The sequence below is a fragment of the Polaribacter sp. Asnod1-A03 genome, from assembly GCF_045063585.1.
In the GTDB taxonomy this organism is placed as follows: Bacteria; Bacteroidota; Bacteroidia; order Flavobacteriales; family Flavobacteriaceae; genus Polaribacter.
In genome coordinates this window covers 3,357,886-3,379,046 of sequence record NZ_JBEFOE010000009.1, presented here as the reverse complement: position 1 = coordinate 3,379,046, position 21,161 = coordinate 3,357,886, and the positions used below count along the sequence as shown (strand labels likewise).

The 21,161-nt window shown below is 28.6% G+C and carries 23 protein-coding genes; 4 read left to right on the top strand and 19 right to left on the bottom strand.

The genetic code is table 11. The annotated features are described in order from the left end of the window. The first annotated feature begins 59 nt into the window (after nucleotides 1–59). Complete coding sequence (locus ACJJVY_RS15140; RefSeq protein ID WP_405610659.1) at nucleotides 60–2,357, top strand: M28 family peptidase; 2,298 nt, start codon at nucleotides 60–62, stop codon at nucleotides 2,355–2,357. Nucleotides 2,358–2,571: 214 nt separating this feature from the next. On the opposite strand, the gene pyk is transcribed toward ACJJVY_RS15140, so the two are convergent. The 5 genes from pyk to ACJJVY_RS15115 all read right to left on the bottom strand — a co-directional run bounded on the left by pyk (nucleotide 2,572) and on the right by ACJJVY_RS15115 (nucleotide 6,806). Beyond that, entirely contained in the window at nucleotides 2,572–3,999 is a 1,428-nt protein-coding gene (gene pyk / locus ACJJVY_RS15135; protein ID WP_405610656.1) for a pyruvate kinase, read from the bottom strand. 2 nt (nucleotides 4,000–4,001) lie between these two features. Further along, nucleotides 4,002–4,472 carry an IPExxxVDY family protein gene (locus ACJJVY_RS15130; RefSeq protein WP_405610653.1) on the bottom strand — a complete coding sequence of 157 codons (471 nt, stop codon included), beginning with the start codon at nucleotides 4,470–4,472 and terminating at the stop codon, nucleotides 4,002–4,004. 98 nt (nucleotides 4,473–4,570) lie between these two features. Next, complete coding sequence (gene rnc / locus ACJJVY_RS15125; RefSeq protein ID WP_405610650.1) at nucleotides 4,571–5,302, bottom strand: ribonuclease III; 732 nt, start codon at nucleotides 5,300–5,302, stop codon at nucleotides 4,571–4,573. Nucleotides 5,303–5,308: 6 nt separating this feature from the next. Then, nucleotides 5,309–6,562: a beta-ketoacyl-ACP synthase II gene (fabF, locus tag ACJJVY_RS15120; RefSeq protein WP_405610647.1), complete on the bottom strand. Its 1,254-nt coding sequence runs from the start codon at nucleotides 6,560–6,562 to the stop codon at nucleotides 5,309–5,311. A gap of 7 nt (nucleotides 6,563–6,569) precedes the next feature. Beyond that, a complete protein-coding gene (locus ACJJVY_RS15115; protein ID WP_004569249.1) occupies nucleotides 6,570–6,806 on the bottom strand; it encodes an acyl carrier protein in 237 nt (78 codons plus the stop codon). A 170-nt stretch (nucleotides 6,807–6,976) separates the two neighbouring features. Here ACJJVY_RS15115 and ACJJVY_RS15110 point away from each other — a divergent pair, with 170 nt between their 5' ends. Next, nucleotides 6,977–7,549 (top strand): phosphoribosylglycinamide formyltransferase, encoded by a 573-nt coding sequence (locus ACJJVY_RS15110; RefSeq protein WP_405610644.1) that lies wholly within the window; start codon nucleotides 6,977–6,979, stop codon nucleotides 7,547–7,549. Next, a complete protein-coding gene (locus tag ACJJVY_RS15105; RefSeq protein WP_405610641.1) occupies nucleotides 7,542–8,177 on the top strand; it encodes a viroplasmin family protein in 636 nt (211 codons plus the stop codon). The genes ACJJVY_RS15110 and ACJJVY_RS15105 overlap by 8 nt, the downstream gene beginning before the upstream one ends. Nucleotides 8,178–8,229: 52 nt before the next feature. Here the strand turns inward: ACJJVY_RS15105 and ACJJVY_RS15100 are convergent, their stop codons facing one another. The 12 genes from ACJJVY_RS15100 to ACJJVY_RS15045 form a co-directional block, all read right to left on the bottom strand. Then, nucleotides 8,230–10,875 carry a carboxypeptidase-like regulatory domain-containing protein gene (locus ACJJVY_RS15100; protein ID WP_405610638.1) on the bottom strand — a complete coding sequence of 882 codons (2,646 nt, stop codon included), beginning with the start codon at nucleotides 10,873–10,875 and terminating at the stop codon, nucleotides 8,230–8,232. A gap of 7 nt (nucleotides 10,876–10,882) precedes the next feature. Further along, on the bottom strand, nucleotides 10,883–11,116 hold the full coding sequence (locus ACJJVY_RS15095) for a GLPGLI family protein (protein ID WP_405611677.1): 234 nt from the start codon (nucleotides 11,114–11,116) through the stop codon (nucleotides 10,883–10,885). A gap of 27 nt (nucleotides 11,117–11,143) precedes the next feature. Further along, nucleotides 11,144–11,890, bottom strand: a complete 747-nt coding sequence (locus tag ACJJVY_RS15090) for a GLPGLI family protein (RefSeq protein ID WP_405610635.1) — start codon at nucleotides 11,888–11,890, stop codon at nucleotides 11,144–11,146. 58 nt (nucleotides 11,891–11,948) lie between these two features. After that, nucleotides 11,949–12,194, bottom strand: a complete 246-nt coding sequence (locus ACJJVY_RS15085) for a hypothetical protein (RefSeq protein WP_405610632.1) — start codon at nucleotides 12,192–12,194, stop codon at nucleotides 11,949–11,951. A gap of 251 nt (nucleotides 12,195–12,445) precedes the next feature. Further along, a complete protein-coding gene (locus ACJJVY_RS15080) occupies nucleotides 12,446–12,664 on the bottom strand; it encodes a carboxypeptidase-like regulatory domain-containing protein (protein WP_405610629.1) in 219 nt (72 codons plus the stop codon). Nucleotides 12,665–12,671: 7 nt separating this feature from the next. Next, nucleotides 12,672–13,400 carry a GLPGLI family protein gene (locus tag ACJJVY_RS15075; protein ID WP_405610626.1) on the bottom strand — a complete coding sequence of 243 codons (729 nt, stop codon included), beginning with the start codon at nucleotides 13,398–13,400 and terminating at the stop codon, nucleotides 12,672–12,674. 280 nt (nucleotides 13,401–13,680) lie between these two features. Further along, complete coding sequence (locus ACJJVY_RS15070) at nucleotides 13,681–14,391, bottom strand: GLPGLI family protein (protein WP_405610623.1); 711 nt, start codon at nucleotides 14,389–14,391, stop codon at nucleotides 13,681–13,683. Between the two features lie 54 nt (nucleotides 14,392–14,445). Then, on the bottom strand, nucleotides 14,446–14,667 hold the full coding sequence (locus ACJJVY_RS15065; RefSeq protein WP_405610620.1) for a hypothetical protein: 222 nt from the start codon (nucleotides 14,665–14,667) through the stop codon (nucleotides 14,446–14,448). 479 nt (nucleotides 14,668–15,146) lie between these two features. Continuing rightward, complete coding sequence (locus ACJJVY_RS15060; RefSeq protein ID WP_405610617.1) at nucleotides 15,147–15,884, bottom strand: GLPGLI family protein; 738 nt, start codon at nucleotides 15,882–15,884, stop codon at nucleotides 15,147–15,149. Between the two features lie 76 nt (nucleotides 15,885–15,960). Then, on the bottom strand, nucleotides 15,961–16,140 hold the full coding sequence (locus tag ACJJVY_RS15055; RefSeq protein ID WP_405610614.1) for a hypothetical protein: 180 nt from the start codon (nucleotides 16,138–16,140) through the stop codon (nucleotides 15,961–15,963). 462 nt (nucleotides 16,141–16,602) lie between these two features. Beyond that, nucleotides 16,603–17,340 carry a GLPGLI family protein gene (locus tag ACJJVY_RS15050; RefSeq protein ID WP_405610611.1) on the bottom strand — a complete coding sequence of 246 codons (738 nt, stop codon included), beginning with the start codon at nucleotides 17,338–17,340 and terminating at the stop codon, nucleotides 16,603–16,605. A gap of 63 nt (nucleotides 17,341–17,403) precedes the next feature. Next, complete coding sequence (locus ACJJVY_RS15045; protein ID WP_405610608.1) at nucleotides 17,404–17,607, bottom strand: hypothetical protein; 204 nt, start codon at nucleotides 17,605–17,607, stop codon at nucleotides 17,404–17,406. A 466-nt stretch (nucleotides 17,608–18,073) separates the two neighbouring features. Between ACJJVY_RS15045 and ACJJVY_RS15040 the strand changes: the two genes are divergently transcribed. After that, nucleotides 18,074–18,277, top strand: a complete 204-nt coding sequence (locus tag ACJJVY_RS15040; protein ID WP_405611674.1) for a helix-turn-helix domain-containing protein — start codon at nucleotides 18,074–18,076, stop codon at nucleotides 18,275–18,277. Nucleotides 18,278–18,391: 114 nt separating this feature from the next. Here ACJJVY_RS15040 and ACJJVY_RS15035 read toward each other — a convergent pair whose 3' ends face one another. Then, nucleotides 18,392–19,132: a succinate dehydrogenase/fumarate reductase iron-sulfur subunit gene (locus ACJJVY_RS15035; RefSeq protein ID WP_405610606.1), complete on the bottom strand. Its 741-nt coding sequence runs from the start codon at nucleotides 19,130–19,132 to the stop codon at nucleotides 18,392–18,394. Nucleotides 19,133–19,142: 10 nt separating this feature from the next. Beyond that, nucleotides 19,143–21,155, bottom strand: coding sequence for a fumarate reductase/succinate dehydrogenase flavoprotein subunit (locus ACJJVY_RS15030; protein ID WP_405610603.1), 2,013 nt, complete (start codon nucleotides 21,153–21,155; stop codon nucleotides 19,143–19,145). Nucleotides 21,156–21,161 lie beyond the last annotated feature (6 nt).

Here is a 21,161-nt window from a genome sequence, read left to right as displayed (position 1 = left end):
TTATATTAATTTTTTTTTAAATTCATACATTTACCACATTAGTACTATAAACTTAACAAATGAAAGCTTTTTCTTCTATTATTTCTATAATTATAATTATTGGTATTATTACTTGGAGTTTTTCTGATTTAAAACCTGCATTCTTATCAGAAAAAAGTACTTCTAAAACCGAATTTTCTATTAAAAATGCTTTACGTCATTTAAAAGAAATTAGTAAAAAGGTACATTATACTGGCTCTACAGACCACAAAAATGTTCAAAATTATATTGTAAGTGAATTCCATAAAATGGGATTAGAAACAGAAATTCAAACCCAAACAGTTATTAACAATAAAAGACTTAAAGCAACAACTGTAGAAAATATTTTAGTTAGAATAAAAGGTTCGGACAAAGGAAAAGCATTAATGTTACTAACACATTACGACTCTAGCCCACACTCTTCTTTGGGAGCAAGTGATGCTGGTTCTGGAGTTGTAACCATTTTAGAAGGAGTGAGAGCTTTTTTAGCAAAAAATAAACAGCCAAAAAATGATATAATTATTTTAATTTCTGATGCTGAAGAACTCGGTTTATTAGGTGCACAAGCCTTTGTAGACAAACATCCTTGGATAAAAGATATTGGTTTGGTTTTAAATTTTGAAGCTAGAGGAAGTGGTGGACCAAGTTATATGTTGATGGAAACTAACGGAAAAAACAGCAAATTACTATCAGAATTTATGGTTGCAAAACCCAATTATCCCGCAGCAAACTCTTTAATGTATAGTATTTATAAAAAATTACCTAACGATACGGATTTGACCGTTTTTAGAGAAAATGCAAATATTAATGGTTTTAACTTTGCCTTTATTGGTGATCATTTTGATTATCATACTGCACAAGATTCTTATGAAAGACTAGATAGAGAAACACTTTTACATCAAGCAGATTATTTAACTTCTACTTTAAACTATTTTTCTAATTCTGATTTATCAAACTTAAATTCTGATGAAGATTTTGTTTACGTGAATTTTCCTTTTATCAAATTAGCAACATATCCCTTTTCTTGGGTTTTACCAATGTTAATTCTTGCTGTTGTTACTTTTGTTATTTTGCTTTTCTTCGGATTTTCTAAAGGTAAACTTTCTTTTAAAGGAATTTTAAAAGGATTCGGATTCTTTTTATTATCCATTCTTTTATGTGGTGGAGTTTCTTTTGGTTTATGGGAGTTAATATTACTCATTCACCCTCAATATAAAGACATTTTACACGGTTTTACCTATAATGGATATCAATACATATTTGCTTTTGTATTTTTAAATCTATGGATCTTATTTAAAACCTATAAATACATATCTAAACACGAGAAAACTACAGATTTATTAATTGCACCTATTTTAATTTGGTTAGTTATAAACTTAATTATAAATCAATTTTTAAAAGGAGCAGGTTTTTTTATTATTCCGGTTTTTTCTGCATTAATAATTTTAGCAATTGCTATTTTTATGAATTTAACAGAAAAATCTAAACGAATTTTATGTACTATTATATCCATACCAACAGTATATCTTTTTGCTCCTATGATTAAAATGTTTCCAGTTGGCTTAGGTTTAAAAATCTTGTTTGTTTCTGGTATTTTAATTGCACTTGTTTTTGGTTTAATGATACTTACCTTTCATCAAAAGAAAACTTTTTGGATGCAAAAAACTGTAGGTTTATGTACAATTATTTTCTTCGGAATTGCCACTTATAACAGTGGTTTTTCTACTGATAATAAAAAACCAAATAGCATTATTTATATTCAAAACTCCGATGCTAAAACGGCTTATTTTGGTACTTATAACATTACTTTAGATTCTTATACAGATCAAATTTTTAATGAAAGTTCAATAAAAGGGAGTATTGTAAATACTGCTATAAAAAGTAAATACAACACACGTTTTAAATATCATAAAAAAACGGACTTTAAAAATATACCAACTTCTATAATTAAAACAGAATTAGATACTATTGTTGGCAATAATCGATTTTTAGAGTTTACCATTTCTCCTGAAAGGAAAATAAATAAGTTAGAATTTATTACTAATAAAGCTATAAAATTACAGCAGTTTAAAGTGAATGATGTTTTAATAAATCATGGTAAAACTTATACTCTAAAAAGAGGAACTTTTTTAACATACTTTCTGGCAAATACAGATAAAGAAATAACTATTTCTTTTAGTGTTTTAAAAGGATATGAATTAGACTTTCTTTTAAATGAAATTTCTTATGATTTATTAAAAAATCAGAATTTTTCAATTACTCCAAGAACCACAGAAATGATGCCAATGCCTTTTGTTACTAATGATGCAATAATTATTTCTAAAAAACTAAAACTGTAAAGAAGTATCTTTTTCCAATTAAAAAAATCAATACTTTTTTATATTAAGTTCAAAAATAGAATCAGTTTTATTTCGCCTGATAATTATTTCTTTTCCGAATTTAGTTTTTAAAATATTTTACTCTAAAATAAAAGCGAAAAATAGCTTATAAGAATCATAAAAAAAAGCATCTCGAAAAAATCAAGATGCTTTTTATATTTTATTTAAGATTCTTTTATTCTATTGCAGAAACTCTTAAAGTATTAACCATACCTTGTGCTTCTACTGGCATAGATGTTAAGTTAATCATTAAATCTCCTTCTTTAACAAAACCTTTTTCTTTAGTTATTTTGTTAATCTCTACAACTGTATCATCTGTACTTAAATGCTTGTCGTAATAAAAAGCTCTAACACCCCAAAGTAAATTTAATTTTCCTAAAATTCTTTTTTCTGATGAAAATGCTAAAATTTTAGCTTGTGGTCTCCAAGCAGAAATTTGAAATGCAGTATAACCACTTCTAGTTAATGTAGAAATAGCTCTTGCATCAATATTATTTGCCATTAAAGCTGCATGATGACAAACTGATTTTGTTATAAATCTATTTGTTCTAATATGTGGTGCTTCGTGTGGTACTTTAATCATTCTAGAGTTTTCAACAGCTCCAATAATTTCTGCCATTTTTTTAATTACTCTTAATGGGTGTTTACCAACAGAAGTTTCTCCAGAAAGCATTACTGCATCTGCTCCGTCCATAATAGAATTTGCAACATCATTTACTTCTGCTCTTGTTGGCACAGAATTATCAATCATTGTTTCCATCATTTGCGTTGCAATAATAACAGGTATTCTTGCTTTCTTAGCACGTCTTACTAATTTCTTCTGAATTAACGGAACATCTTGCATTGGTATCTCTACACCAAGATCTCCACGAGCTACCATTAATCCATCACAATAAGGGATTAAAGCATCAATATTTGCAACTGCTTCTGGCTTTTCTATTTTTGCAATTACTGGTACTCTATATTCTGAGTGTTCGTCAATTAAATCACGTAACATTCTTAAATCTTCTGCTGTTCTTACAAAAGAAAGTGCCATCCAATCTACCTCTAAACTTAAAGCGAAGACAGCATCTTCTTTGTCTTTTTCTGTTAATGCAGGTAAAGAAATAGCTGTATTTGGTAAGTTTACACCTTTTTTAGATTTTAAAGGACCACCAACAATTACTTTAACTACTACTTCTTTCTCTTTATCTGTAGAAACTACTTCAAATAATAGTTTACCATCATCTACCATAATGTGTTCTCCTGCTTTTACGTCTTTAGGAAAACGCTGGTAAGTCATAAATGCTTTTTCTTTAGTACCAATACATTTTTCTGTTGTAAAAATAAATGTGTCTCCATCATTTAAAGTTACATCTTCTTCCATAACTCCAACACGCAATTTAGGACCTTGTAAATCTGCCAAAATAGCAACATTAAAACCTTGCTCTTCATTAATTTCTCTTATTCTTTGCACATTTTGTTTAACAACATCGTAATCTGCATGAGAAAAGTTAATTCTAAAGACGTTAACACCTGCTACGGCTAAGTCTTTCATCTTTTCTTTAGTATCTATTGCTGGACCTAAGGTTGCAACTATTTTTGTTTTTTTGTAGTCAGTCATGTTTAAAATATTAAAAAGTCTTTAGATTTTAATGTATTTTTATCTATTGAATATGCAGTAATTACATGATCAATATTTTTAATTTTATTTATTGTTTTTATCACAAGTTCGTATTCTAAATCACCACAAATTTTTAAAAAAAAATCTACTTTTTTCTTCTCTGGAATTAAGTGAGTTTTTGTTTCTGAATTTAGTAATAAATTTTTAGATACTGCTTGGTTTTTGCTTGTAAAACTATTAGAAATTAAAAAATACTCTATGTCGTACGAAACGTTCTCATAATTAAATAAAGAAAACGTAACTTCTTTTTTTTCTATTACAAACTCTAAATCTTTTTCTGATTTACAAAAGTGTGTATTTAAAGTTTTATTGAGTAAATATGCTAATTTGTAGTCTTCTAATGTAGAATGGATTCCTATTAAAGAATATTCATCTTCACATAAATCCTTTAAATCTAGAGCATAAACCTGCATAATTTATAACTAATAATAGTTTCTTATGAGTTAGCTAATTTACTAAATAGTTTGTTGCTTTTGTGTTAATTTAACGAAAACGTTATCGTTGTTTTAAATTAAGTTATTTGATTTTGTAATGCAAAATAAACTCTTTTAGAAGCTTGTTCTTCTGCTTTTTTCTTAGAAGTTGCTCTACCTTTTGCTATCTGTTCTCCATCTATACTAACTTTTACACTAAAATGCTTTATAGATTCGTTTCCAGTATCTTCATAAGTATCAAAACTATACTTTTTCTTGCTTTTTTGACACCATTCTATAATTAATCCTTTATAACTAGTAATTTTCCCTTCTAACTTTTCTATATCAACGTAAGGGGCAACTACTTTTTCGTAAATAAACTTTTGACAGTAATTATAGCCTCTATCTAAATAGATGGCACCAATTAAAGCTTCAAAAATATTTCCATGAATATTATCCCCAACATTAGCTTGGTCTATATTACTCTTTACAAATCGAATTAAATCTAGATCTTTACCAAGCTCATTTAAATGCTCTCTACTTACTATTTTAGATCGCATTTGTGTTAAGTAACCTTCCGTACCTTGTGGTACTTTTTTATACAAATACGCAGCAATTACAGAACCTAAAATAGAATCACCTAAAAACTCTAATCTTTCATAGTTTATAGGATTCCCGTTATCATCTAAGATTTGTACAGACCTATGTGTAAAAGCCTTTTTGTACTTATGAATCTTTCTAGGAGAAAAGCTAAGTAGTGTTTTTAATTCGTTATATAATTGTTTATCCTCTTCATTTTGAGGTTTAACTATTTTACGAATAAAACTCATATAATATTAGTCATCTAATTTTTTAAAGGCAACACATGCATTATGTCCTCCAAAACCAAAAGTATTACTCATAGCTACTTTAATATCTCTTTTCTGCGGAGTATTTAAAGTTAAGTTTAACTCTGGGTTAATGTTTTCATCTATATTTTCATGATTTATTGTTGGTGGAACAATACCATGTTGCATTGCTAGAATAGAAGCAATAGACTCTATAGCTCCTGCAGCTCCTAACAAATGACCTGTCATAGATTTTGTAGAATTAATATTGATGTTTTTAGCATGATCACCAAAAACTTCTGAAATTGCTTTTAATTCTGCAACATCACCTAAAGGTGTAGAAGTACCATGTGTATTAATATGGTCTACATCTTCTGGATTGATACCTGCATTTTCTAAACAATTTTTCATAACAGCAATTACACCAATTCCTTCTGGGTGAGGTGCTGTCATGTGGTAAGCATCAGAAGACATTCCTCCTCCAATAACCTCTGCATAAATTTTTGCGCCTCTTGCTTTTGCGTGTTCGTATTCTTCAAGAACAATAGCTCCTGCTCCTTCTCCTAACACAAAACCATCACGTTGTGCATCAAAAGGTCTAGAAGCTGTTTCTGCGTTATCATTTCTTTCAGACAATGCTTTCATTGCATTAAACCCACCAACACCTGCTTCTGTAACAGCAGCCTCAGAACCACCAGTTACAATAATATCACAAGTACCTAAACGGATGTAGTTTAAAGCATCTATCATTGCGTTAGCAGAAGATGCACATGCAGAAACTGTAGTATAATTAGGCCCCATAAATCCATTTTTAATAGAAATGTGTCCTGGAGCAATATCTGCAATCATTTTTGGGATAAAAAAAGGATTAAATCTTGGTGTACCATCTCCGGCTCCAAAATTCATGGCTTCGTTTTGAAAAGTTTCTAAACCACCTATTCCTGCTCCCCAAATTACACCTACGCGTAATTTGTTAATTTTTTCTAAGTCTAGGTTAGAGTCTGCAATTGCTTCATCAGAAGCTACCATTGCATACTGTGTAAACCTATCCATTCTTCGAGCTTCTTTTCTGTCAATAAAATCATTGACTTTGAAGTTCTTTAATTCACATGCAAAACGAGTTTTGAACTTGGCAGCATCAAAACATTCTATAGGCGCTGCTCCGCTAACTCCGTTAACTAATGCATCCCAATATTCTTCAATATTATTTCCTATTGGCGTTAATGCGCCAAGTCCAGTGACTACAACTCGTTTTAATTGCATATAAATATTACTTTTTTGCCTCTTCTATATAGCTAACTGCTTGACCAACTGTTCCGATGTTTTCTGCTTGATCATCTGGAATTTGAATATCGAATTCTTTTTCGAATTCCATAATTAACTCAACAGTATCCAAAGAATCTGCTCCTAAATCATTTGTGAAGCTAGCTTCAGTTGTTACTTCATTATCGTCTACTCCTAATTTATCTACGATAATAGCTTTTACTCTTGATGCAATATCTGACATAATTTCTGTTTTTTAAAATTTAAATCTGGGCAAAAATACGAATCTTAGCAATTAAAACTAATTTTTGTCCAAAAAATGATTACTAAAAGTAAAGAAAAAAATTATTCTTCCTTTAAAAATAATCAATTTGTTAATAATTATTCTTTTTTTTGTAACCTATACAGGTAGATATGAAGAGTATTGTTGTTTTTGCTTCTGGTTCTGGAACGAACGCAGAAAATATTATTAAGTTTTTTAATCACACTAAAACCGCTAAGGTTACTAAGGTACTCTGTAACAATGAACATGCCAAAGTTTTTGATAGATGTAAAAAACTAAATACTAATAGTTTACACTTTAAAAGAAAAGATTTTTCTTCTTCTGATGTTGTATTAAACATCTTAAAAGAAGAAGCAGATTACATTGTACTAGCTGGTTTTTTATGGAAAATTCCAGAAAACATTATTGCTGCTTTTCCTAATAAAATTATTAACATTCACCCTGCTTTATTACCAAAATATGGTGGAAAAGGAATGTACGGAATGAACGTTCATAAAGCTGTAAAAGAAAATAAAGAAACAGAAACTGGTATTACAATTCATTATGTAAATGCTAATTATGATGAAGGTGCTATCATTTTTCAGGCAAAAACAGCGTTAAATGAAGAAGATTCTCCTGAAAAAATAGCAGAAAAAATTCATATTTTAGAACAACGTTACTTTCCTAGAGTTATTGAAGATGTAATTTTAGACGTAAATGCCTAAGAAAAAGTTTTATGTAGTTTGGAACGGACGTAAAAAAGGAGTTTTTACTTCTTGGAAAGTTTGTAAAGCACAAATTGATGGTTTTGAAGGTGCTCAATACAAATCTTTTGCCAATTTAGAAGAAGCTGAAAAAGCATCTAAAGACAAATACGAAGATTATAAAGGTAAAAACACAAAAAAACCTACATTGTCATCTGTAGAAAAAGAAAAAATTGGAAAACCGATTTTAGAGAGTATTTCTGTAGATGCTGCTTGTGCAGGAAATCCTGGTAAAATGGAATACAGAGGTGTTTTAACTCACAACAAACAACAAATTTTTATAAAAGGTCCTTTTAATAAAGGGACGAATAATATTGGTGAGTTTTTAGCTTTAGTACACGGAATTGCGCTTTTAAAGAGTAAAAACAAAGAAGATATTCCTATTTATTCTGATTCTAGAATTGCCATGAGTTGGATTAAACAAAAAAGATGTAAAACCAACATGCATTTTGATGCTTCTAACAAAGATTTATTAGAATTGATAAAAAGAGCCGAAAAATGGCTAAAAGAAAACACGTTTAAAAACCCCATTTTAAAATGGGAAACCAAAGCTTGGGGTGAAATTCCTGCAGATTTTGGGAGAAAATAAGCTCAGTTATCAGTAATTAGTAGCAGTTTTCAGTTTATCCCTTTTGTAAAAACTACAAATTATACCCAATAGAAAACATAATTATTCTCGGTAATATAAAGGTTTTAGTGTCTGATATTAAATAATCTGAAAAGCTATTGCTTTGTTTAAATTGTGCATCAAATAAATTTTGAACACTTATTTTGTAAGACCAAGCTGAATCTTCATTCTTATAAGAAAGTGTTGTATTTGCAATTTCGTACACATTTTTTTGATTCAATGTTTTATTCTGATAATTGCTTCGTTTATAATCGAAATTGAAAATAAAACCTTTTAAAAAGTCATAATCTACGGTTACAAAAGGCTCTGTAGTAATAAATTTTGAGGTAGAATTGCTCGCAATAAATTTACCAATATCTCTACTTACACCAACTTCTATGGTTGGGAAATTATCAAACATGGTTTCTAAACCAACTTCATAATTATAGCCATTATTTTTATTGGTTTGTATGGTTCCATTTAATTCTTGTAAGTATTTATTATTACTAAAACCAACATCAAACTTGTACTTTATGTTTTTTATACTTTTTTCTAAATGCACACTTCCCCTAACATCTTCGGATGGATTGTCAAACATTTTTACTGTTAAAAATTGATTGACATCATTAAAATCTACCGTATTTCTAACTCCTTGTATTTGTTTATTATAATTTACTCTTGCATATAACATTAAGCCTCTATACAAACTAAAACGACTGTAATAAATACTCGCGGCATGATACAGATTATTTTCTAAAGTTTCATTTCCTTTAAAAACGGAATTGTACGATTGTAAATAAAAACGATTGGCAAATTTTTCTACATCAGAAAAAGACGTTTTTAAATTGTAATTAATCGTAATTTTCTTCGATTTATTAAACTCAATTTTTGCTAAAAAATCAGGTAAAACAATCCATTTGTTATTTTCTAAATGGGTTTGTTTGTCTAATTGCCATTTGTAATTGTGTAATTCTACACCTTGTTTTACCGTAAAAATTCCTGTTCTAAATTTGTAATGCACTCCTGCAAAGAAATCGTTTAGCTTTAAATTTAAATCGTTACCAAAAGCATCCGAAGAAAAATTATTTGTGGTTCCGTTATCTAAAATTTGGCTATCATCACTTAAAAAATTTTCATTTAAAAACTTATTACCAACTGTTGTATAAATATGGTTGCTATTGTTAATTTCCCAAAAATGTTTAAAAATTGCGTCTATATTTTGTTCTTGGGTATTTTTTAGTTGATTAATAAGATACAAATTCTGATTTGTAACAGGTATTAATCCATTAAAAGCATCATCTTGTGTTTGCCAAAAATTTGTTTGATTACTTTTATCAAACACATAATTAAAAACTGAAGAAAACGTATGTTTATCAGATTGTCTTTTGTGCCATTCTATATTTTGGTTGATGTACGTTGCTGTTAAATCTCTATCTGTAGCAATGGTATTTGTGTTGGCATTTATTAAGGAGGCAACTGTATTTATTTTGGTGTTATTAGTCCTTTTTACTTGTGTTCTTGCATACCATTTTTCTTTAGTATTTGGTGTGTATTCTATATTTAAATTACCTATACCTAACAAATTATCTGTGGCTGTTTTATTGGTTCTTTGTTCTGTAAATGTGGTGTATTCGTTTTGATTTTCTATAAAACTACTGGTTTCTGAACTTGAAAAAATAGCATAACCAGATACATCTAATTTTTGAGTTGCTGTTTTTGTAATGTTTAACGCTCCAAATTTTTGTTGACTTTTTAGCACATCATTACTTTGCATAAATTGAGAAAAATCGCCACCTTTCCAACTAAAGTTTCCGCTAAAAACAGCGTTTATTCCTCCAGAAAAACTCAGATAATCTCTAAAAGTGAAGGTTTTTTCGCCAATATTATTCAAATTCCCAATAAAATTGACGTTGGTTTTTGGCGAATAATAAAATAAATTGGCGCTTGCTTTGTAAAAATCATCATTTCCTTTACCTACTTCTACATCACCAAAAACAAATCGTTTTTTATCTTCTTTTAGGTTGATGTTCATAGCCATTTCATCAGAATCAGAGAGTCCTTTTAAAAAAGAAACCTCGTTATAATTGTCTATTACTTCTACATTACCAACTGCATCTGCTGGAATATTTTCTACCGCCAATTTAGAATTACCTCCAAAAAACTTTTTACCATCTACCAACATTTTGGTGATTTTTTTGCCCTGTACAGTAACACCTCCGTTTTTATCAACCTCAACTCCTGGTAATTTTTTTAATACGTTTTTTAGTTTCCGTTCAGAACCATCTACAAACTTATCGGTTTTATAAGTAGTGGTATCTCCACGAACTGTAACAGGCATTTCTATAACAACCTCATCTAATTGTTCGGAAGATTGTTGTAACAAAAAATCTTTCTTAGTGTTTTTTAAAGCAATAAATTGATATTCTATAGGTTTGTAACCTAAATAAGAAATACTGATAGAAATTGTATCTCCTTTTTCTAATAGCAATTTATAGTACCCTTCGTTATCAGTAATAGCAAATTGCAGGTTTTTAGAAACGTCTTTGGGTTTTGCAATAACGTTGGCATAAGACATTGGATTTTGTAAACTATCTTTTACAGATCCTGAAAGGGTTACTTTCTGTGCAAAAAATGAAATAGAGATTCCAACAAATAATACAAATAGACTTTTCTTTTTCATAGGATGTTTATTGTTTTTCAATACTTTTCCAAAATGCTTCTCCTCTTTTTCTAGCTTCTTCTGCTGTCATTTTTTTACCTTTAGTTGGTTTTTTAATTTTGATTTTCTTTTTAGGATTTAAAACAATTTTAGACGCTGTTATTGTTCTTTTTTTCATTTCTACCAAAAGAACCAAACCCAGTAAACCATTAAAATCTTTGGGTCCAAAACTCACTGGTATTATCGAAGTAAACCAAACCACAGGTTTCAATTTATTATTTCTTAAAAATTAACCTCTAATTTTTCGATATTTTTTAGTTGCGTCAATTGCCAAATCTCTAAACTCTTCAAGTGTAATACTTTTACCCTTTTTAGGTTTATTAACTTTCACAAATTTCTTTGGATTAAATTCTATATTTGTTACGTAATAAACTATCTTATTTTTTTTTAACTCTAAAATTAAACCTGGTAAGTTAGAATAACCTATTGGACCATATTGTATATTAATTTCAGGTGTGTACCAAGCTGTTATTTTATAGTTAATAAAACCATTATCAGTTTTAATTTTTTCTACAGCAGTAGCTTTATATGCTAAATATTTACCTATTTTTTTTGACTCTTTTGATAATGTCCATTTCGTATAGTCAACTGGGTATTTTACTGAAAAAATATCACCAAAAGTTTCAACTACTTTTATTCTTTCAGTTTTAGAATTATAATACACTCCTTTACCAAAAGGTAAAAGAGCCAAATTTTTTAATCTATTATTTGGCGTATCCATAAAACTATTTACTTTAAAAACTGCTTTATTAGCATTATATTTTAATGTAAACGAGAGTGAATTTGATACTTTTTCAGCTTCTTTTTCAAGTGCAGCAAACCTATCAAACTTTTTTTTACCTATTTTTTTTTTCTTTTCATCAGTAAAAATTTTTTTTGTTTTTGTTTTTTTATAAGTTACAATTGCAGAATTAGTCTGTGCATTTATATTGAAAAAAACAAAAAATAGAAAACTTAATTTAAGTATTTGTTTCATATTAAATTTTTATAAAACTGTTTAAAAATAATAATTTTTAAACAGTTTCGATTAATTTCTATTCTACTTCCGATGATTCATTTTTATAAGAGCCATCTTCACTACAATGTAATTCAAAGTATTGATTAGTATATTCATATTCTAACGTTGGGTTACCTTCGCCTTCTTGAGTACCATATTCCCATGCATCAGATGTACAATCTTCAAAAAAGATAATTTCTTCTCTAGTTGAATTAATTACACTTGCATTCATAATAGTTCCTGTAGCAAAAACAAAAACCATTGCTAAAATTAATTTTTTCATAATATAAAATTTTGTAACCTATTTTTTTATTTAGGTTCATTGATTTAAAAATATTTAGAACTTTAAATGACTCAACAAGTTTAAAATTCTCTAAAAACTTGTAGAAAAAGGCTTACACATCAATGACATTTCTCAATCGCTTAAAAAAGTTCATTTCGGAATGACAATCGTTTCATTTTTATATTTCTTAATTCAAACATAACTAAATAATTAGTTAAAACTAATTATTTAGTTATAAATATTCAGAATAGTTACGAATCTCCTTTTTCTAATAACAACTTATAATAGCCTTCGTTATCAGTAATAGCAAATTGCAGGTTTTTAGAAACATTTTTGGGTTTTACATTAACGTTGGCATAAGACATTGGATTTTGTGAACTATCTTTTACAGATCCTGAAAGGGTTACTTTCTGTGCAAAAACCGAAATAGAGATTCCAACAAATAATACTAATAGACTTTTCTTTTTCATAGGATGTTTATTGTTTTTCAATACTTTTCCAAAATGCTTCTCCTATTTTTCTAGCTTCTTCTGCTGTCATTTTTTTACCTTTTGTCGGTTTTTTAATTACAATTTCTTTTTTGGGGTTTATAATTATTTCTGAGGCACTAATCGTTCTTTTAGACAGTTCTACTAAAAGCACCAAACCAGGTAAACCATTATATTTTAAAGGGCCAAAACTAACAGGTAATTCTGGAGTAAACCAAACTACAGGTTTCATTTTTTTGTTAGTTGATTCAATATCAATTGCTTTAAAACATAGATATCTACCAATTTTTTTAGATTCTTGTGTTATTTTCCACTTTTTGGCATTAATTTCTATTAAGAATAATTCTCCAAAAGTGCTACTTTCATTAAAATACTCATTCGTTTTTGTGTTTTTGTAATACCTATTATCTCCTCCAGCAAAAGTTCTATTTACATTAAAAATGGGTTTTCCATCATTTTGCATTTTATCCTCTACGTAATATAAGGACTCATCATTAGAAAACTCTAAATAGGCATTTACATTGGGTGTGTTTTCAAAAACATCTCGCATCCATTTGTCCATTTTCACTTTTTTTGACTTCAATTTTTTAGATATAGAATCTATTTTTTCTTTTGAAAATGATTCCATAGAAACCACATAAGTAACTTTACCACTTATTTTCTGAGAAAAAACGGTTATTGAAAAACAACAAATTATAAGGGTTAGAAGATTTTTCATATCAATTTATTTAAACAACTTTACTGTTAAAAACGATTTATAAAATGAAAGGTTTCAAATATTTATTTTTATAAAAATCTTCATTTACTTTTACTACATCTACATTACCAAAAACAAACCGTTTTTTAGTTTCTTTAAGTTTGATATTCATTGCCATTTAAAAATCTTTTGATAATATTACCAACACAAAAGAACCTGAAGGAATAACATATTATTTACTCTTTTTAAATTTATCTATGCCTTGTAAAATTTTATCAAACTCTTCTTCTGACACTAATGTTTAAAAATTTTTTGTTCTTATTTCCATAATTTTATCATCATATTGTTTTTTAGACAAGGTCTCTCCTTTTGTAGGTTTTTCAATATTTGATTGCCCCTTTAGAAAATTAACTTTCGTTAATCTTAAAATAAGAATGTTATTATTTTTGACCTCTACAACTAATCCAGGAAATCCACCGTATCCCATTGGTCCAAACGGTACTGGAATATCTGGGGTAAACCAAACTTCTTCTGCAACAGAACAAGATTTACAAATTCTTATCGCTTTAAAACATAGTAGTTTTCCTATTTTTTTTTGCTCATTAGTTATCCTCCATTCATTTTCTTTTTTTAATTTACTTTTAATTAAAAAGTCTTTTCCAAATGTTTGCTTTTCTAACAAACTTATATTCTCTTTCTTATTTTGATAATAAACACCTGTACCAATAAAAGAATTTGCGATACCTAATACATACTTATTTTCTTTATCATTATTCATTTTTTTTTCTTTCAAAAAAATACTCTCATTTTCATTAAATCTTAATGAATACGTAAATTTTTTCGAAATTTCGAGTGCTTGTTTTAGTATTTTTTTTGAGTCTTTACTTGTTGTAGTTTCGTTTCTCTTTTCTTTAAGTGAATCCTGAATCTCAGCAACTTGATATAAACAAATTGTATTTGTTTGTGAAAAACTAAATTGTATTATAAGATAAAAAATTAAAAATGTTCTCATTGTATATTATTTTTAAGCACCCTATAATAATAGAGTGCTTATTTATTAGTACTTTTATTCGACTTTTTCAAATTGACCACGACATGCATCATATGCTGCCTCCCAAACACCACTATTACAACCATCGCTTCCACAGTAATTCAATTCCGTATCATTAGCCATATCATAACAACTACCTCCAATACTTTCTGTAATTATTTCTTCATTTGGAGATTTTGCATTTATCATAGTTCCTGTTGCAAAAACAAAAACCATTGCTAAAATTAATTTTTTCATAATATAAAATTTGCAACCTACTTTTATTTAGGTTAATTGATTTAAAACACTTAGAGCTTATATGAATTAACAAGTTTAAAATTCTCTAAAACTTGTAGAAAAAGGTTTACACATCAATGAGATTTCTCAATCGCTTAAAAAAGCTCATTTCGAAATGACAATCGTTTCATTTTTATATTTCTTAATTCAAATATAACTAAATAATTAGTTTTAACTAATTATTTAGTTATAAGTATTCAGAATAGTTACGAATCTCCTTTTTCTAATAGCAATTTATAATACCCTTCGTTATCTGTAATAGCAAATTGCAAATTTTTAGAAACATCTTAGGGTTTTGCAATAACGTTAGCATAAGACATTGGATTTTATAAACTGTCTTTTACTGATCCTGAAATGGTTACTTTCTGTGCAAAAAACGAAATAGAGATTCCAACAAATAATACAAATAGACTTTTCTTTTTCATAGGGTTTTAAAACTATTAATGCCTTTTTTTATCAATTTTTCTAAACATGTCAGAAAAATCTTCTTCAGAAATTATATTCCCTTTTTTGGGTGGATTAATAACAATGTTTTTTTTATTATTTAATTCTATTTTTTGTGCATAATAAATAATTCCTCCTTGCTCTAGCTCTAATATTAAACCAGGTAAATTACCATATCCCTTGGGACCAAAATTTGCTGGTATTTCTGGTGAATACCAAACTTGAGTAATAAAATTACTTTTTTTGTTATTAAATCCTTTTATTTCCTTTACTAAAAAAGCTTTAAAACAAATATATTTTCCAATTTTCTTTGTCTCTTGTGTTAATTTCCAATTTTCTTTAAATTTGCTATTTACTAGAAAAAAATCTCCAAAAACATCAATTTTTTTTATTTTTAGGTTCTTGTTTTTGTTTGTGTAAATTTCTTCTTTTCCACCTGTGTAGAGTTTTGCAAAATCTATCCCTTTGTCAGTATCTGGGTTTAGTTTTTTTATCAGTTTATAATAAGAACTATTATTATTAAATATTAATTCAAAAGATATTTGGTCTTTATTATTTTCTAGATTTTTATTGAAGTTATTAAGAACAGGTTTTATGTTATCACTTTCTTTTTCACTTTTAAAAACCTGTTGTTTAACTCTGTACTTATAAATAACCTTCCCGGAAATCTTTTTTTGTGAAAAAGAAATGAAAGGAATTATAAAAAACAATAAGAATACTTTTTTAATCTTCATTTTTAAAATTATTATAATTATGTAAAACTTACATCAAACCTAACAAATTGCTAGATTTGATGTTTTTTTAGTTATTTTAATTAATGATTTCTATCTCGTCTTCCTTACAAGCATTTTCTGCAGCTATAGCTGCAGAAATACCTACATATTCACTTCCCGACATTGAAGTTACCATATCCCTAACGGCATAATACAAATCATCACAATCATTTTGTATTAAAATTTCTTTATTATTTGATACACTTGCATTCGTCATTGTTATCCCCGTTGCAAAAACAAAAAACATTGCTAAAATTAATTTTTTCATAATATAAAATTTGTAACCTATTTTTTTATTTAGGTTAATTGATTTAAAAATATTTAGAACTTTATATGAATTAACAAGTTTAAATTTCTCTAAAAACTTGTAGAAAAAGGGTTACTTTTTAGATTCCTCAATCGTTCCTCTTTTCGGAATGACACTCTTTATTTTTTATATTTCTTAATTTACTTAAAACTAGTTTTGTAATCTCCTTATCCTAATAATAACTTACAATATTTGTAGTGGCAAATTGTAAATTTTTAGAAATGTCTTTTGGTTTTGCAATAAAGTTTGCATGAGACAATGGAGATATAAGCTATCTTTTAAAGTAATTTGTTGAGCTGATGTTGAAAGCGTTAGCTTTTTTAAAGAATAACGAATTTACCTCCATTAGATTATTAAAATTTGATTTATTACTTAATTCCTACCACTTTTAGTGATTATTTCTTTAACTATTTTGCTATACTCTTCTAAGGTAATTTTCTTTCCTTTAACCGGTTCTTTTATATCATTTTTCTGTTTTAAATTTAATTTTATTTTAGTTGCTTTAAAAAACAAATCACCTTCATTTAATTCCAATATTAAACCTGGTAAACCATAATAATCTTTTGGACCAAAACTAATTGGTAAATCTGGGGTATACCAAGCTGTTATTTTCTTTATTGATTTTCCTCTTCGACTTTCTATAGATTTAGTTGATGTAGCTTTGTAACAAATATATTTACCTATTTTTTTACTTTCTCGAGACAATTTCCATTTAAACTGAGGGATTTCAATTATAAATAATTCCCCGAATGATTCTTTTTGATTAAAAATTTTATTTGTTTTTTTATTTGTGTAATAAATCCCCTCACCAACAAGAATTCTAATTAAAAAGTTCTTACTCTTTTTTATTTCAAGTTTATTTTCTTCCTTAAAAATTGATTCATTTTTATTAAAATTTAATTTATACAGAATACTATCAAGTTTTTTTAGTGATGTAATAGCTATTTTTTTTGCGCTATCTGAAATATTGCTATTATTAATGGCATTAAAATTGTCATCAATTGTTAAATTAGCATTATATATAATTTCACCTTGATAACTTTTTGTTTGACTAAATATACTGAAATTCAGTATTAAATTTAAACAAAGAAAGGTTATGGACTTTAACATACTTATTAGTTTTAATATTTAAAATTGGAGATGTATTTTACATCTCCAATTAGGTTATTATATTTATTCATCCGCTGACATTTCGTATGGTGCACCATCCATACACATATCATAATAGTAAATAAAAAGGTTATGTTCCTCTATGTCGGTCATATTTCTTAGTGCTCCTATAACCACAGCAGAATCATTAGCAGACTCAAAACAGTTAAAAAATATGATTTTAGAGTTTAATAAATTATTTTTTAATCCAGTTTCTGCATTCATCATAGTTCCTGTTGCAAATACAAAAACCATTGTTAAAATTAATTTTTTTATAATATAAAAATTTATAACCCTTTTTATGTGGGTTTGTTTATTAAAAATTTTTAGAGCTTTATATGATTTAACAAGTTTAAAATTCTATAAAAACTTGTAGAAAAAATAGTGCTTTTTAGATTCCTCTTCGTTCCTCATTCGGAATGATACTCTTTATATTTTTATATTTATTAATTCCGAAAGCGAAGGTTTTTTGTTTAAGAAAGAGATTACTATAATTTATTTAGAATAATGCTTTTAGAAAGTTTATTTCTTATCATAATTTCTTTTTCTCAAATTTGGAGATTATTTTACTGATTACCAAACAAATATACTTCCATTATGGCATACCTATAAATGGGATATATCAATACCCATAAATGGGTATGCTAAAATGGAAATGTTTTGAACCAAATTTTTATTTACTTTTACTTCTAAAATTGATCATTTTAATGAGAGAAAAAGAAGAAAAAGAAGAAAAGCTGGTGTTAGCCGTTATGATGTAGCAATTTACTTAGGATTGTCTGAGAATGGATACTATAAAGTAATTAAAGGGCAAACAAAACTAGATTTAGAGCGTTTGTTACTTATTCTAGTAAAGTTAGATATTACACCTACAGAATTTTTTAAAGACATTGTTTAGATAATCAAATAAAAAACCCAAAACAAGTTTCGTTTTGGGTTTTTTATTTATTTATTTATTAATTTACTTTAAGATTGCTTCGTAAAAACTCGCAATGACGTTTAAACTATCTTATTATAAATTAGCCTTCATTAATTCTCTATTCATTCTTGCAATGTTGTCTAAAGAAATTCCTTTAGGGCATTCTACCTCACAAGCACCTGTGTTTGTACAGTTACCAAAACCTTCTAAATCCATCTGTGCAACCATGTTTTGTACTCTGTCTGCAGCTTCTACTTGCCCTTGTGGTAGTAAAGCATACTGAGATACTTTTGCACCTACAAATAGCATTGCAGAAGAGTTTTTACACGTTGCAACACAAGCACCACAACCAATACAAGTTGCAGCATCCATTGCTTCGTCTGCAGCATGTTTAGAAATAGGTAAAGAGTTTGCATCTTGTGTATTACCAGAAGTGTTTACAGAAATATAACCACCTGCATGTTGTATACGCTCAAAAGCATTTCTATCTACAATTAAATCTTTAATTACAGGAAAAGCTGCTGCTCTAAATGGCTCTATTGTAATAGTATCTCCATCTTTAAACATACGCATGTGTAACTGACAAGTTGTAATACCTCTATCTGGCCCATGAGCTTCACCATTTATGTACATAGAACACATACCACAAATACCTTCTCTACAGTCATGATCAAAAGCAACTGGTTCTTCACCAGAATTTACTAATTCTTCATTCAAAACATCCATCATTTCTAAAAAAGACATGTGTTCTGAAATTTCAGTCACTTTATAATCTACCATTTGACCCTTACTACTTGAGTCTTTTTGTCTCCAAATTTTAAGTGTTAAATTCATAATGTCTTTCTTATTTGTATGAACGTTGTTTCAATTCTATATCTTTAAACTCTAACTCTTCTTTATGTAAAACTGCTTCTGCAGGTTCTCCTTTATATTCCCAAGCAGCAACAAATGCAAAATCTTCATCATTACGCTTTGCTTCTCCTTTTTGAGGACCATCTAACTCGGCAGATTCTTCTCTAAAATGACCTCCACAAGACTCAGATCTCATTGAAGCATCTTTAGCAAACAATTCTCCTAACTCTAAGAAATCTGCAACTCTACCTGCTTTTTCTAATTCTGGGTTTAATTCATTAAATCCACCAGGAACAGAAACTTCTTTCCAGAATTCTTCACGAATAGCTTTAATTTCTGCCATTGCTTCTTCTAATCCTTTTGCGTTTCTAGACATTCCTACTTTGTCCCACATTACTTTCCCTAATTTTTTGTGGAAATAGTCTACAGATTTTGTTCCTTTATTTTCTACAAAAAATTTAATTCTGTCTGTAACTTCTTTTTCTGCGGCATCAAATTCTGGAGTTTCAGTTGATATTTTCCCTGTTCTAATATCATCTGCTAAATAATCTCCAATAGTATAAGGTAATACAAAATATCCATCAGCCAATCCTTGCATTAATGCAGAAGCACCTAATCTATTTGCTCCATGATCAGAGAAATTTGCTTCACCAATACAATAACACCCAGGAATGGTTGTCATTAAATTATAATCAACCCAAACACCACCCATTGTGTAGTGTACTGCAGGATAAATCATCATTGGAGTTTTATATGGATCTTGATCTACAATTTTATTGTACATCTGAAATAAGTTTCCATATTTAGCCTCAACAATTGCTTGACCTAATTCGTATATTTTTGCGGCTGAAGCATTTTTAATATTTTGAATTTTTGCCTGCTCTTTTCCATAACGGTCAATTGCAGATGCAAAATCTAAATATACCGCTTCTCCTGTAGCATTTACTCCGTAACCAGCATCACAACGCTCTTTTGCTGCACGAGATGCAACATCACGTGGTACTAAGTTACCAAATGCAGGATAACGTCTTTCTAAATAGTAATCTCTTTCTGCTTCAGATAAATCTGTAGGTTTTTTCTTTCCTTCTCTAATTGCCAAAACATCTTCCATGTTTTTTGGTACCCAAATACGACCATCATTACGCAAAGATTCAGACATCAATGTTAATTTAGACTGATAATCTCCAGAACGAGGAATACATGTTGGGTGAATTTGCGTATAACAAGGATTTGCAAAATAAGCTCCTTTTTTATGAATTTTCCAAGCAGCAGTTGCGTTAGAACCCATTGCATTTGTAGATAAGAAATATACATTTCCATATCCACCAGAACCAATTACAACAGCATGTGCAGAATGACGCTCAATTTCTCCTGTAATTAAGTTTCTTGCAATAATTCCTCTTGCTTTACCATCAACAATAACAACGTCTAACATTTCGTGTCTGTTAAACATTTCTATTTTACCACGAGCAATTTGTCTATTCATTGCAGAATAAGCTCCTAATAATAATTGTTGACCTGTTTGTCCTTTTGCATAAAAAGTTCTAGAAACTAAAACCCCACCAAAAGAACGGTTGTCTAACAAACCACCATAATCACGTGCAAAAGGTACACCTTGTGCCACACATTGATCTATAATATTTGCAGAAACTTCTGCTAAACGATATACATTTGCTTCTCGAGAACGGTAATCTCCACCTTTTACAGTATCATAAAACAATCTGTAAGTAGAATCTCCATCTCCTTGATAATTTTTTGCAGCATTAATTCCTCCTTGTGCAGCAATTGAGTGTGCTCTTCTAGGAGAATCTTGGTAAGCAAATGCTTTTACATTGTAGCCTAACTCTGCTAAAGTAGCACAAGCAGAACCACCTGCTAAACCTGTACCAACAACAATAACATCTATATTACGTTTGTTTGCTGGATTTACTAAATCTATATGATTTTTATAATCTGTCCACTTATCTTTAATTGGACCTTGAGGTACTCTTGAATCTAAAGCCATTGTTAT

Bases quoted from the DNA above. Each gene is read 5' to 3' on its own strand.
- ACJJVY_RS15060 (WP_405610617.1), bottom strand. From the start codon at position 15,884: ATGAAGATTAAAAAAGTATTCTTATTGTTTTTTATAATTCCTTTCATT.
- pyk (WP_405610656.1), bottom strand. From the start codon at position 3,999: ATGACTGACTACAAAAAAACAAAAATAGTTGCAACCTTAGGTCCAGCA.
- rnc (WP_405610650.1), bottom strand. From the start codon at position 5,302: ATGAGTTTTATTCGTAAAATAGTTAAACCTCAAAATGAAGAGGATAAA.
- ACJJVY_RS15050 (WP_405610611.1), bottom strand. From the start codon at position 17,340: ATGTTAAAGTCCATAACCTTTCTTTGTTTAAATTTAATACTGAATTTC.
- ACJJVY_RS15115 (WP_004569249.1), bottom strand. From the start codon at position 6,806: ATGTCAGATATTGCATCAAGAGTAAAAGCTATTATCGTAGATAAATTA.
- ACJJVY_RS15085 (WP_405610632.1), bottom strand. From the start codon at position 12,194: ATGAAAAAATTAATTTTAGCAATGGTTTTTGTTTTTGCTACAGGAACT.
- ACJJVY_RS15045 (WP_405610608.1), bottom strand. From the start codon at position 17,607: ATGATGAATGCAGAAACTGGATTAAAAAATAATTTATTAAACTCTAAA.
- ACJJVY_RS15130 (WP_405610653.1), bottom strand. From the start codon at position 4,472: ATGCAGGTTTATGCTCTAGATTTAAAGGATTTATGTGAAGATGAATAT.
- ACJJVY_RS15030 (WP_405610603.1), bottom strand. From the start codon at position 21,155: ATGGCTTTAGATTCAAGAGTACCTCAAGGTCCAATTAAAGATAAGTGG.
- ACJJVY_RS15065 (WP_405610620.1), bottom strand. From the start codon at position 14,667: ATGAAAAAATTAATTTTAGCAATGGTTTTTGTTTTTGCAACAGGAACT.
- ACJJVY_RS15140 (WP_405610659.1), top strand. From the start codon at position 60: ATGAAAGCTTTTTCTTCTATTATTTCTATAATTATAATTATTGGTATT.
- ACJJVY_RS15090 (WP_405610635.1), bottom strand. From the start codon at position 11,890: ATGAAACAAATACTTAAATTAAGTTTTCTATTTTTTGTTTTTTTCAAT.
- ACJJVY_RS15105 (WP_405610641.1), top strand. From the start codon at position 7,542: ATGCCTAAGAAAAAGTTTTATGTAGTTTGGAACGGACGTAAAAAAGGA.
- ACJJVY_RS15080 (WP_405610629.1), bottom strand. From the start codon at position 12,664: ATGAAAAAGAAAAGTCTATTAGTATTATTTGTTGGAATCTCTATTTCG.
- ACJJVY_RS15055 (WP_405610614.1), bottom strand. From the start codon at position 16,140: ATGACGAATGCAAGTGTATCAAATAATAAAGAAATTTTAATACAAAAT.
- ACJJVY_RS15035 (WP_405610606.1), bottom strand. From the start codon at position 19,132: ATGAATTTAACACTTAAAATTTGGAGACAAAAAGACTCAAGTAGTAAG.
- ACJJVY_RS15110 (WP_405610644.1), top strand. From the start codon at position 6,977: ATGAAGAGTATTGTTGTTTTTGCTTCTGGTTCTGGAACGAACGCAGAA.
- ACJJVY_RS15075 (WP_405610626.1), bottom strand. From the start codon at position 13,400: ATGAAAAATCTTCTAACCCTTATAATTTGTTGTTTTTCAATAACCGTT.
- ACJJVY_RS15100 (WP_405610638.1), bottom strand. From the start codon at position 10,875: ATGAAAAAGAAAAGTCTATTTGTATTATTTGTTGGAATCTCTATTTCA.
- fabF (WP_405610647.1), bottom strand. From the start codon at position 6,562: ATGCAATTAAAACGAGTTGTAGTCACTGGACTTGGCGCATTAACGCCA.
- ACJJVY_RS15070 (WP_405610623.1), bottom strand. From the start codon at position 14,391: ATGAGAACATTTTTAATTTTTTATCTTATAATACAATTTAGTTTTTCA.